The organism is Pseudomonas sp. FSO-7 (genome assembly GCF_059579345.1).
In genome coordinates, this window is the sequence record NZ_CM184193.1 from 169,503 (window position 1) to 182,281 (window position 12,779).

A 12,779-nucleotide genomic window follows, 5' to 3' on the forward strand; every position below is an offset into this window, starting at 1 on the left:
CTTGTGGAGTCAGACTGCTAGTCAACAGATTATCAGCATCACAAGTTACTCCGCGAGAAATCAAAGATGTAACCAACGATTGCTGAGCCAGGTTTAGGGTTTTCTCAAAACCCAAAGATGTTTGAACTGAAGAGTTTGATCATGGCTCAGATTGAACGCTGGCGGCAGGCCTAACACATGCAAGTCGAGCGGTAGAGAGGTGCTTGCACCTCTTGAGAGCGGCGGACGGGTGAGTAATGCCTAGGAATCTGCCTGGTAGTGGGGGATAACGCTCGGAAACGGACGCTAATACCGCATACGTCCTACGGGAGAAAGCAGGGGACCTTCGGGCCTTGCGCTATCAGATGAGCCTAGGTCGGATTAGCTAGTTGGTGGGGTAATGGCTCACCAAGGCGACGATCCGTAACTGGTCTGAGAGGATGATCAGTCACACTGGAACTGAGACACGGTCCAGACTCCTACGGGAGGCAGCAGTGGGGAATATTGGACAATGGGCGAAAGCCTGATCCAGCCATGCCGCGTGTGTGAAGAAGGTCTTCGGATTGTAAAGCACTTTAAGTTGGGAGGAAGGGCATTAACCTAATACGTTAGTGTTTTGACGTTACCGACAGAATAAGCACCGGCTAACTCTGTGCCAGCAGCCGCGGTAATACAGAGGGTGCAAGCGTTAATCGGAATTACTGGGCGTAAAGCGCGCGTAGGTGGTTCGTTAAGTTGGATGTGAAAGCCCCGGGCTCAACCTGGGAACTGCATTCAAAACTGTCGAGCTAGAGTATGGTAGAGGGTGGTGGAATTTCCTGTGTAGCGGTGAAATGCGTAGATATAGGAAGGAACACCAGTGGCGAAGGCGACCACCTGGACTGATACTGACACTGAGGTGCGAAAGCGTGGGGAGCAAACAGGATTAGATACCCTGGTAGTCCACGCCGTAAACGATGTCAACTAGCCGTTGGGAGCCTTGAGCTCTTAGTGGCGCAGCTAACGCATTAAGTTGACCGCCTGGGGAGTACGGCCGCAAGGTTAAAACTCAAATGAATTGACGGGGGCCCGCACAAGCGGTGGAGCATGTGGTTTAATTCGAAGCAACGCGAAGAACCTTACCAGGCCTTGACATCCAATGAACTTTCCAGAGATGGATTGGTGCCTTCGGGAGCATTGAGACAGGTGCTGCATGGCTGTCGTCAGCTCGTGTCGTGAGATGTTGGGTTAAGTCCCGTAACGAGCGCAACCCTTGTCCTTAGTTACCAGCACGTTATGGTGGGCACTCTAAGGAGACTGCCGGTGACAAACCGGAGGAAGGTGGGGATGACGTCAAGTCATCATGGCCCTTACGGCCTGGGCTACACACGTGCTACAATGGTCGGTACAGAGGGTTGCCAAGCCGCGAGGTGGAGCTAATCCCACAAAACCGATCGTAGTCCGGATCGCAGTCTGCAACTCGACTGCGTGAAGTCGGAATCGCTAGTAATCGCGAATCAGAATGTCGCGGTGAATACGTTCCCGGGCCTTGTACACACCGCCCGTCACACCATGGGAGTGGGTTGCACCAGAAGTAGCTAGTCTAACCTTCGGGAGGACGGTTACCACGGTGTGATTCATGACTGGGGTGAAGTCGTAACAAGGTAGCCGTAGGGGAACCTGCGGCTGGATCACCTCCTTAATCGACGACCGCAGCTGCTTCATGAGCTCCCACACGAATTGCTTGATTCATTGAAGAAGACGAAAGAAGCAGCCCGAAATTGGGTCTGTAGCTCAGTTGGTTAGAGCGCACCCCTGATAAGGGTGAGGTCGGCAGTTCGAATCTGCCCAGACCCACCAATTTTGTGTGGGAAACGCCTGTAGAAATACGGGGCCATAGCTCAGCTGGGAGAGCGCCTGCCTTGCACGCAGGAGGTCAGCGGTTCGATCCCGCTTGGCTCCACCACTACTGCTTCGATTGTATAAAGCTTAGAAATGAGCATTCCATCGGTTCGATGGTGAATGTTGATTTCTAGTCTTTGACTAGTTCGTTCTTTAAAAATTTGGGTATGTGATAGAAAGATAGACTGAACGTTACTTTCACTGGTAACGGATCAGGCTAAGGTAAAATTTGTGAGTTGCTCCTAGAGCAAGATCGAATTTTCGGCGAATGTCGTCTTCACAGTATAACCAGATTGCTTGGGGTTATATGGTCAAGTGAAGAAGCGCATACGGTGGATGCCTTGGCAGTCAGAGGCGATGAAAGACGTGGTAGCCTGCGAAAAGCTTCGGGGAGTCGGCAAACAGACTGTGATCCGGAGATGTCTGAATGGGGGAACCCAGCCATCATAAGATGGTTATCTTGTACTGAATACATAGGTGCAAGAAGCGAACCAGGGGAACTGAAACATCTAAGTACCCTGAGGAAAAGAAATCAACCGAGATTCCCTTAGTAGTGGCGAGCGAACGGGGACTAGCCCTTAAGCTTCTTTGATTTTAGCGGAACGCTCTGGAAAGTGCGGCCATAGTGGGTGATAGCCCTGTACGCGAAAGGACCTTAGAAGTGAAATCGAGTAGGACGGAGCACGAGAAACTTTGTCTGAATATGGGGGGACCATCCTCCAAGGCTAAATACTACTGACTGACCGATAGTGAACTAGTACCGTGAGGGAAAGGCGAAAAGAACCCCGGAGAGGGGAGTGAAATAGATCCTGAAACCGTATGCGTACAAGCAGTGGGAGCCCACTTTGTTGGGTGACTGCGTACCTTTTGTATAATGGGTCAGCGACTTATTTTCAGTGGCGAGCTTAACCGAATAGGGGAGGCGTAGCGAAAGCGAGTCTTAATAGGGCGTCTAGTCGCTGGGAATAGACCCGAAACCGGGCGATCTATCCATGGGCAGGTTGAAGGTTAGGTAACACTGACTGGAGGACCGAACCGACTACCGTTGAAAAGTTAGCGGATGACCTGTGGATCGGAGTGAAAGGCTAATCAAGCTCGGAGATAGCTGGTTCTCCTCGAAAGCTATTTAGGTAGCGCCTCATGTATCACTGTAGGGGGTAGAGCACTGTTTCGGCTAGGGGGTCATCCCGACTTACCAAACCGATGCAAACTCCGAATACCTACAAGTGCCGAGCATGGGAGACACACGGCGGGTGCTAACGTCCGTCGTGAAAAGGGAAACAACCCAGACCGTCAGCTAAGGTCCCAAAGTTATGGTTAAGTGGGAAACGATGTGGGAAGGCTTAGACAGCTAGGAGGTTGGCTTAGAAGCAGCCACCCTTTAAAGAAAGCGTAATAGCTCACTAGTCGAGTCGGCCTGCGCGGAAGATGTAACGGGGCTCAAACCATACACCGAAGCTACGGGTATCACGCAAGTGATGCGGTAGAGGAGCGTTCTGTAAGCCTGTGAAGGTGAGTTGAGAAGCTTGCTGGAGGTATCAGAAGTGCGAATGCTGACATGAGTAACGACAATGGGTGTGAAAAACACCCACGCCGAAAGACCAAGGTTTCCTGCGCAACGTTAATCGACGCAGGGTTAGTCGGTCCCTAAGGCGAGGCTGAAAAGCGTAGTCGATGGAAAACAGGTTAATATTCCTGTACTTCTGGTTATTGCGATGGAGGGACGGAGAAGGCTAGGCCAGCTTGGCGTTGGTTGTCCAAGTTTAAGGTGGTAGGCTGGAATCTTAGGTAAATCCGGGATTCTAAGGCCGAGAGCTGATGACGAGTTACCCTTTGGGTGACGAAGTGGTTGATGCCATGCTTCCAAGAAAAGCTTCTAAGCTTCAGGTAACCAGGAACCGTACCCCAAACCGACACAGGTGGTTGGGTAGAGAATACCAAGGCGCTTGAGAGAACTCGGGTGAAGGAACTAGGCAAAATGGCACCGTAACTTCGGGAGAAGGTGCGCCGGTGAGGGTGAAGCACTTGCTGCGTAAGCCCACGCCGGTCGAAGATACCAGGCCGCTGCGACTGTTTATTAAAAACACAGCACTCTGCAAACACGAAAGTGGACGTATAGGGTGTGACGCCTGCCCGGTGCCGGAAGGTTAATTGATGGGGTTAGCTAACGCGAAGCTCTTGATCGAAGCCCCGGTAAACGGCGGCCGTAACTATAACGGTCCTAAGGTAGCGAAATTCCTTGTCGGGTAAGTTCCGACCTGCACGAATGGCGTAACGATGGCGGCGCTGTCTCCACCCGAGACTCAGTGAAATTGAAATCGCTGTGAAGATGCAGTGTATCCGCGGCTAGACGGAAAGACCCCGTGAACCTTTACTATAGCTTTGCACTGGACTTTGAATTTGCTTGTGTAGGATAGGTGGGAGGCTTTGAAGCGTGGACGCCAGTTCGCGTGGAGCCATCCTTGAAATACCACCCTGGCAACTTTGAGGTTCTAACTCAGGTCCGTTATCCGGATCGAGGACAGTGTATGGTGGGTAGTTTGACTGGGGCGGTCTCCTCCTAAAGAGTAACGGAGGAGTACGAAGGTGCGCTCAGACCGGTCGGAAATCGGTCGTAGAGTATAAAGGCAAAAGCGCGCTTGACTGCGAGACAGACACGTCGAGCAGGTACGAAAGTAGGTCTTAGTGATCCGGTGGTTCTGTATGGAAGGGCCATCGCTCAACGGATAAAAGGTACTCCGGGGATAACAGGCTGATACCGCCCAAGAGTTCATATCGACGGCGGTGTTTGGCACCTCGATGTCGGCTCATCACATCCTGGGGCTGAAGCCGGTCCCAAGGGTATGGCTGTTCGCCATTTAAAGTGGTACGCGAGCTGGGTTTAGAACGTCGTGAGACAGTTCGGTCCCTATCTGCCGTGGACGTTTGAGATTTGAGAGGGGCTGCTCCTAGTACGAGAGGACCGGAGTGGACGAACCTCTGGTGTTCCGGTTGTCACGCCAGTGGCATTGCCGGGTAGCTATGTTCGGAAAAGATAACCGCTGAAAGCATCTAAGCGGGAAACTTGCCTCAAGATGAGATCTCACTGGGACCTTGAGTCCCCTGAAGGGCCGTCGAAGACTACGACGTTGATAGGCAGGGTGTGTAAGCGCTGTGAGGCGTTGAGCTAACCTGTACTAATTGCCCGTGAGGCTTGACCATATAACACCCAAGCAATTTGCAACTCCGAGCCTAAAGGCGAAGGAGACCAGATTGCGGTGTGTGAAGACGAAACGAACCGAAAGTTCGAGATACTCACAGACAGCACCAACCTATCGCATACCCATTCGCTGGAACGTGACCGCAAGGCACGCGCTGGCTACCGAATTTCTTGACGACCATAGAGCATTGGAACCACCTGATCCCATCCCGAACTCAGAAGTGAAACGATGCATCGCCGATGGTAGTGTGGGGTTTCCCCATGTGAGAGTAGGTCATCGTCAAGATTAAATTCCGAAACCCCTATCTGCTGATGCAGGTAGGGGTTTTGTTTTTAGTAGAAGTCATCGATTTTACCGACACGTTGTTCTTGAACGGGTCGGACACAGAATTTCTTGACGACCATAGAGCATTGGAACCACCTGATCCCATCCCGAACTCAGCAGTGAAACGATGCATCGCCGATGGTAGTGTGGGGTTTCCCCATGTGAGAGTAGGTCATCGTCAAGATTGAATTCCCAGAACCCCTGTCTGCCTCAGCAGACAGGGGTTTTGTCGTTTTGGGCCGGTAATCGGATCAAGCCCTCGATGCCCCGGCAAACCACCAATGCCGTTGCTATGCTGTGATAGTCGAGCCCTGGCGACCAAGAGGGCCCACGACGTCACAGGTCATGGGGATTCCAATAATGAAAAACCCTTATGCTCCCGGCTTTTGGTGCGCCACTGCGGCATTGCTGCTGCTTTCGGCCACTTATTTCTATGGCGTCATGCTCACTCATCAAATCGACAAGGCGCTGTTGTTCCTCGATAGCGCGGCAGCGTTGATTGGCGTGATATCCATCGCAATCGTGGCCTGGGCTTCGCTTCAGGGCCAACGCATCAAGAAAAAACACCTTGAGCAAGGCAAGACCCTGGTGCTGATCTGGGACACCAAGGTGGCGTTGCGACGCGTCGAAACGGTGTTTGACCGTTACTTCTGGGGCAGTTACTGGCAACCTGGCCGCACATTCCAGGAAGTGATGGGCGAGCTCACCGGTACCCCGCTGGAAAAAAGCCTGGAAGCCCTGAAAGCCCAGTGTGCGGCCCTGGACAAGCAGGTCACCCAGGACGGCTGGCACTGGCTCAACAACGCCCGTGAGTTGTGCGACGTGGCTAACGCCATGGCCCGGGAGCGCTATCAACTGGACTTTTGCGATTCGCGCGCCGAATCATCGGGGGCGGCGGTGATCAATCGCGATTTCGAAGTGCTGGTGTACACCTGGACGGCCCGGCTCAAGACGTTCGACCATCAGCTCGACGAGATCGAAGTCCAATATTCGTAGACCACCTCTCAAGAAAACGTTTTTACCCCTACAAACATTGGGCCCGCAGGGGTGCCTGATGGTAATCTCCCCTTCCTCTTTACGGCGTCGAGCCACCCCTTTGCGGGTCAGGGAAGACGACGGCTTTCTTCAACCATGGATATCGATCGGGTCACTCATGAATAAATCAGCAAGCGTACTTCTGGGAATCGTTGTGGCTGTCGGTGCTATCAGTGCGGGCGGCGCCTGGTACACCGGGACCAAACTCGAAGGCGTGTTGAAAAATGCTATTGCCGATAGCAATAAGCAAATGCAGACCGCCTTGGCCGGGTCCAACAGCACTGCCGCCCTGGAGCTGGTTTCCATGGACCGTGGCACATTCAGCAGCACCGCCCACTACCGTCTCAAAGGCGAAGGCGAGATGTTCGGTGGCGAGTCGGTCGAGCTGCTCTTCGTCGACCGGATCGAGCACGGCCCTCTGCCATTCTCGCGCTTGATTACGCTCAAGTGGCTGCCGGTCATGGCCACCAGTCACACCGCTCTTGAGCGCAATCCACTGACTGACAAGTGGTTCGCTGCGACCAAGGACCAGTCCCCGCTCAAAGGTGTGGTCAACTTGGGTTACGACGAGTCCATCAACGGCACCTACGAGCTGCTGCCGTTGGACACCAAGCTGGATGAGCAGTCCCAGCTCACCTTCTCCGGTCTTAAAGTCGACGTCGCCGCCAGCGCCCAAGGCCAGAAGATCAAGGCTGACGGCTACATGGACAGCTTCAAGTTGACCACCGTTGCCGAAGACCAGACGCCCGTGCAGGTCGAGCTGAACGGTCTGACATTGGCCAGCAACCTGAGCAAAAGCTCATACGGTTACTACATGGGCGACAACACCCTGCTGATGAGCAACACCAAGGCCACCTTTGGTGAGCCGAAGTCGGTGCTGGGCCTGAAGAACTTCGAAATGAAGAACAACAGCAGCGAGAACGGCACCAGTGCTTCGGGGCGTGCCGATTACAAGATCGGTGAGTTGTCGTTCAATGACAAGACCATTGGTTCGGCGCAGATGGCGGTCAGCCTGAAGAACCTGGACATCCCGGCCACCATGTCGCTGATGCAGATCTACCAGACCAAGCTGCAACCCTACGAAAAAGCGGCCGCCGAAGCCGCTGCAGCTGGTGAACCGGCTCCAGAGTTGAGCCTGACCGAAGCTGAAGAAGCACAGGTTAAAGCCGATCTGGAAAAACTCTTGGCCGGTGCCCCGCAAGTGGCCTTGGAAAATCTGTCGTTCAACACCGCCAATGGTGAAAGCCGTGCCAGCCTGATCGTTGATCTGACCAAGCCGCAGTCCATGGACCTGCCGCCGGATGAATTGGGCCGCCAGTTGCTCGCTCTGCTGGACTTCAATCTCAAGGTTTCCAAGCCGATGCTGGTGGACCTGATCACCGTGCAAGCGCAGATGGAAGGCCAGACGGATGCCAAGCTGATCGCCGATCAAGCCACGGCTACCAGCGATATGTTCAGTGCCATGGCCGTCGGTACTCAACTGGCGACCCTTGAGGGCAACGACGTTGTCACCAAGTTGCACTACGCCAACAATCAGGTCGATTTCAACGGCCAGAAAATGACCGTTGAGCAATTCACGGCATTTGTGATGAACAAGCTGGGCGGCGGCGTCGCCATCCAGTAAGCCGTTCAAGTCACACCCAGAACCCGGCCCGTGCATGACGCACGACCGGGTTTTTTTATGCCCACCGATCAGCGCTGCGCCGAAATCTGTATCGATTCTGAAGAATTGTGGCGTTCCTGAAGATGACCCGCCCGAGAGTGCAAGACTAGGCCCATTAGAGCTTGGCTGGATTCCTTTGATCCGGCTTCCTGTTTGATGGGCAAGGGGGCACTGCGACCCGGCTGGCCATGTAAGGATGCTGACGAATGCCGCGTACTGTGGTTCCTTTTATTCAACGTGGTTTGCGCCCGTTGTTTCGCGTCGCACTGTGCAGCCAACTGTGCTGGCCGATGCTGGCGTTTGCCGATACCGCCTATGACCAGATGGTGCTCGACGCCCGTGCAGGCCATTACACGCCTGCGCTGACTGCGTTGCGCCAGGTGCCGGCCGGCCAGGCCAGCGCCGCGCAGATCAGTGACCACTTGCAGATCGCCAGCTGGGCCGGCCTCGATACCGAGGTGGTGACGGTCTATGAGACCCAGGGCCGCCATCGAGTGCTGCCCGTCCAGGCCCTGACTGCAACGGCTCGCGCCTATCGCAACCTCAAGCGTTGGGATTCGGCGGCCGAGCTGTACCGCCAGGCCTTGGTGATCGACCCCCAGAACCCCGACTTGCAACTCGGTCTGGCCTTGACCCAGGCCGATGCAGGCCAGCCCGACGAAGCCGTCACTCGCGCCAAGGCCCTGGTCGCAGCCAAGCCGACAGATTCGATGCGTCGACTGGCACTGGGTTATGCCTTGACCCGCGCCAACAGCCCCCACGAAGCGCTGTTTGAATACGATCAGGCCTTCACGCGCGCCGGCAACAGCCCGGAGGTTGCGCGCGAATACATCTACGCCCTGCAACGCGCGCGGCTGCCGGAGCCGGCGCTGCGCCTGGCGCGTCTGCAGCCGGGGCTGATCGACCGTGGCGTGCAGCGACGCCTGGAAGGTGACGTCGCCGCCGAACGGGTGCGCCTGGCGGACATGGCCAGTCGCAGCGAACAGGAGCGCTTCATCATTGCCGACCGCGCCCTGGCCGACTACGACAAGTTGCTCGCCACCTGGACCCCGGTGGCCGAGGCCCATGACGACGTACTCCGTTGGCGCATCGATCGCATGGGCGCCCTCAATGCCCGCGCCCGGCGGGCTGAAGTGATTGCCGAATACCAGAAGCTGATCGCCGAGGGTGTGAGCATTCCCACTTATGCCCTGCGCTGGGTGGCCTCTTCCTATCTGGAACAGCGTGAGCCGGAGATCGCCGTCGATCTGTACCGCCGGGTCCTGACCGCGCCGGATGCCGATCCTGCGGAGCGTTTTGAAGACAGTACCGCGCTCTACTACGCGTTGCTGGAAAGTGAAAAATCCGAAGAGGCCCGTGCACTGGCCGAAGACATGGCGAAGGCCCAGCGCCCGCGCATCGAACTCAAGGGCCTGCCGATCGGCAACCCCAACGATGAGTGGATGGACGCCCAGCAACTCGCCGCCCAGGCCGGCACGTACGGCGCCGACTTGCCTTCTGCCGAGGCGCGCCTGGAAACCCTGGTCAACCAAGGCCCCGGCAACACCGGCATGCGCCTGGCCCAGGCCGATCTATACCAGGCCCGTGACTGGCCGCGCCGTTCGGAAAACCTGCTCAAGGAAGTCGAGGCGACGATCCCGCGCAACCGTGACCTGGAAGTCGCCCAGGCCCGCGCTGCCATGGATTTGCAGGAATGGCGGCAGATGGATGCACTGACCGACGACGTGGTCGCGCGCTATCCGGAAAACGCCCATGTCAAACGTCTGCAACGCCAGCGTGAGGTACACGACATGGCCGAGCTGCGCATCGAAGCCTACACCGGCAAGAGCTATGGCGGCGGCAACGGTGACGCCGGTGCAGTCACTGGCAGCCGGGACTTTGGTATCGAAACGCTGCTCTACAGCCCGCCCATCGATGAAGACTGGCGGCTGTTCGGCGGCGTCGGCTATGCCACCGGTGATTTCGAGGAAGGCACCGGCCACCACCGTTGGCAGCGTCTGGGTGTGGAGCGTCGTACCCGGGACATGACGCTGGAGGCCGAGGTCTCCAATCACTCCTATGGTTCCGGCGACAAGCAAGGCGCGCGCGTGGCCCTGGCACGGGACATCGACGACCACTGGCAGTACGGCGGCAGTCTGGATTATCTGTCGGCCAATACCCCACTGCGGGCGCTCAACAGCGGCATCCGCGCCAACGGCGGGAGTGGTTTCGTCCGTTGGCGGGCCAATGAAAGCCGCGAGTGGCGACTGGCGATCAGTCCGTCCCATTTCAGCGATGGCAACAACCGCCTCGAAACCCTGCTGACCGGCCGCGAGGGCATCTACAGCGCGCCGCGCCTGCAAGTGGAGCTGGGTCTGGAAGTGGGCGCCAGCCGCAACAGCGGCTCCAACGAAGTGCCCTATTTCAACCCGAAAGCGGATTTCAGCGTCATGCCGACCGTGAGCGCCAACCACGTGTTGTACCGCCGCTACGAAACCACCTGGAGCCAGCAATTCCAGGTCGGTGCCGGCACCTACAGCCAGCGCGACTACAACACCGGGGCCATGGGATTGCTCAGCTACCGCCAGCGGTTCATCTGGAACGACGTGCTGGAGGCAGGTGCCGCGCTGAGCTGGCTCAACCGCCCCTACGACGGCGATCGCGAAAGCGATTTGCGCCTGCTTGTCGACCTCACTTATCGCTTCTAGAAGAGTTTGAAGATGCCTGTCATTTCGCGATTCATCCTTCTGCTGGGGGTCTTGCTGATCAGCGCTTGTGCCCAGCAAGCCCCGGCGTTCACGCCACCTTCGCAGCGTCCGCTGGCGGCCAATGATGCCCCGTGGCCGAAGAACCATGTGCTCGGCATCGCCTACCACGATGTCGACGACCGAGACCCGGACCAGGCGCTGGTGGCCGTGCGCACTGAACGTCTGATCGAGCAACTGGCGTGGCTGCGGGAAAACAACTACCAGCCGGTCACGGTGGACCAGATCATCACGGCCCGCAATGGCGGCCCGGAACTGCCACCGCGTGCGGTGCTGCTGAGTTTCGACGACGGCTACTCGAGCTTTTATACCCGCGTCATGCCCATCCTGCGCGCCTATAACTGGCCGGCGATCCTCGCCCCGGTCGGCAGTTGGGTGGATACGCCACTGAACCAAACGGTGGATTTCGCCGGAGTGCCGCGCAAGCGTTCCGAGTTCCTGACCTGGGAGCAGATTCGCGAGGTGTCCAAATCGGGCCTGGTGGAAATCGCCGCCCACACAGACGCCAATCACAAAGGCGTGCTCGCCAACCCGCAAGGCAACCAGCAACCCGCCGCGACCACCCGGCGCTACGACCCTGCCACCGGTCGTTACGAGACCGAGGCCGATTTCCAGGCTCGCTTGCGCAAGGACGTGGCGGCCATTTCCGAGAAAATCCGCAAGGTCGCCGGTTATAGCCCACGCGTTTGGGTCTGGCCTTACGGTGAAGCCGACGGTACTGCGTTGCAGGTGATTGGCAGTGAGGGCTATCAAATGGCCCTGACCCTGGAGGACGGCCTCGACAGCCTGGATAACCTGATGAGCGGCCCACGTTTCCTGGTGGCGTCCGATCCGGATGGTGCCCATTTCGCCGAAAGCATCGTGTCGGTGCAGACGATTGACCCGATGCGCGTGGTGCATGTCGACCTGGATTATGTCTACGACCCGGACCCGGTGCAGCAGGAAGCCAACGTCGGCAAGTTGGTCCAGCGCATTTCCGACCTGGGTGCCAATACGGTGTTCCTGCAAGCCTTCGCCGACCCGAAAGGCGACGGCCTCGTGCATTCGTTGTACTTCCCCAACCGTCACTTGCCGGTACGCGCTGACCTGTTCGACCGGGTCGCATGGCAGCTGCGCACTCGGGCCAATGCCAAGGTCTATGCCTGGATGCCGGTGCTCAGTTTCGCCTTGGACGCGAAGCTGCCACGGGTCCAGCGCTGGGATCCGGAAACCGGCAAGACCGGTGTCGCCCCGGACCAATACGTGCGCCTGTCGCCGTTCGACCCGAACGTGCGCAAGGTCATCGGCGAGATCTACCAGGACCTGGCACGGATGAGCTCGTTGGATGGCGTTCTGTACCATGACGACGCGGTGTTCTCCGACTTCGAGGATGCCAGCCCCGCGGCCCTGAAAGTCTATGCCGCCCACGGCTTGCCGACGTCCATCGCCGCCCTGCGGGACGATCCTGCGGCGATGCAACGCTGGACCCGCTTCAAGAGCCGCTACCTGATCGACTTCACCCATGAGCTGACCGCCAAGGTCCGGGCGATTCGCGGCCCTCAGGTCCGGACAGCGCGCAATATCTTTGCCGAACCGATGCTCAACCCGGAAAGCGAAGCCTGGTTCGCCCAGAACCTCGACGACTTCCTAGGCGCCTATGACTGGACGGCACCGATGGCCATGCCGCTGATGGAAAAGCAGACCCGCGAACAGTCCGGCCCCTGGCTCGAGCGCCTGGTGGACACCGTCAAGGCTCGCCCCGGCGCGCTCAAGCGCACGGTGTTCGAACTGCAGGCCCGCGACTGGCACAGCAAGCCGGTCAGCGACATCGACGGCGAACAACTGGCCGACTGGATGGGGCGACTCAAGCGCAAAGGCGTGACCAGCTTCGGCTACTACCCGGACAACTTCATCGAAGACCAGCCCGCCGTGAAAACCGTGCGGCCGGCGCTCTCCAACAAGTGGAATCCTTGA

At 57.4% G+C, this 12,779-nt stretch carries 4 protein-coding genes, 2 tRNA genes and 4 rRNA genes; all 10 read left to right on the forward strand.

The features are described 5' to 3' along the window. The first annotated feature begins 123 nt into the window (after positions 1 to 123). The 10 genes from AC515T_RS00810 to pgaB all read left to right on the forward strand — a co-directional run bounded on the left by AC515T_RS00810 (position 124) and on the right by pgaB (position 12,779). Positions 124 to 1,660: ribosomal RNA gene (locus tag AC515T_RS00810) — 16S ribosomal RNA — on the forward strand. 81 nt (positions 1,661 to 1,741) lie between these two features. Then, positions 1,742 to 1,818, forward strand: a tRNA-Ile gene (locus AC515T_RS00815). 30 nt (positions 1,819 to 1,848) lie between these two features. Further along, a tRNA-Ala gene (locus tag AC515T_RS00820) sits at positions 1,849 to 1,924 on the forward strand. Positions 1,925 to 2,169: 245 nt separating this feature from the next. Continuing rightward, positions 2,170 to 5,061 (forward strand): 23S ribosomal RNA (locus AC515T_RS00825). A gap of 168 nt (positions 5,062 to 5,229) precedes the next feature. Beyond that, positions 5,230 to 5,345 (forward strand): 5S ribosomal RNA (rrf, locus tag AC515T_RS00830). 107 nt (positions 5,346 to 5,452) lie between these two features. Next, positions 5,453 to 5,568 (forward strand): 5S ribosomal RNA (gene rrf / locus AC515T_RS00835). The 16S, 23S and 5S rRNA genes sit together here with 2 tRNA genes alongside, the layout of an rRNA operon. 176 nt (positions 5,569 to 5,744) lie before the next feature. Then, a complete protein-coding gene (locus tag AC515T_RS00840) occupies positions 5,745 to 6,380 on the forward strand; it encodes an NADH:ubiquinone oxidoreductase subunit N (RefSeq protein ID WP_496531064.1) in 636 nt (211 codons plus the stop codon). A 157-nt stretch (positions 6,381 to 6,537) separates the two neighbouring features. Then, positions 6,538 to 8,043 (forward strand): YdgA family protein, encoded by a 1,506-nt coding sequence (locus AC515T_RS00845; protein WP_496531065.1) that lies wholly within the window; start codon positions 6,538 to 6,540, stop codon positions 8,041 to 8,043. 245 nt (positions 8,044 to 8,288) lie between these two features. After that, positions 8,289 to 10,769 (forward strand): poly-beta-1,6 N-acetyl-D-glucosamine export porin PgaA, encoded by a 2,481-nt coding sequence (pgaA, locus tag AC515T_RS00850; protein WP_496531066.1) that lies wholly within the window; start codon positions 8,289 to 8,291, stop codon positions 10,767 to 10,769. Positions 10,770 to 10,781: 12 nt separating this feature from the next. Beyond that, positions 10,782 to 12,779 (forward strand): poly-beta-1,6-N-acetyl-D-glucosamine N-deacetylase PgaB, encoded by a 1,998-nt coding sequence (gene pgaB / locus AC515T_RS00855; protein WP_496531067.1) that lies wholly within the window; start codon positions 10,782 to 10,784, stop codon positions 12,777 to 12,779.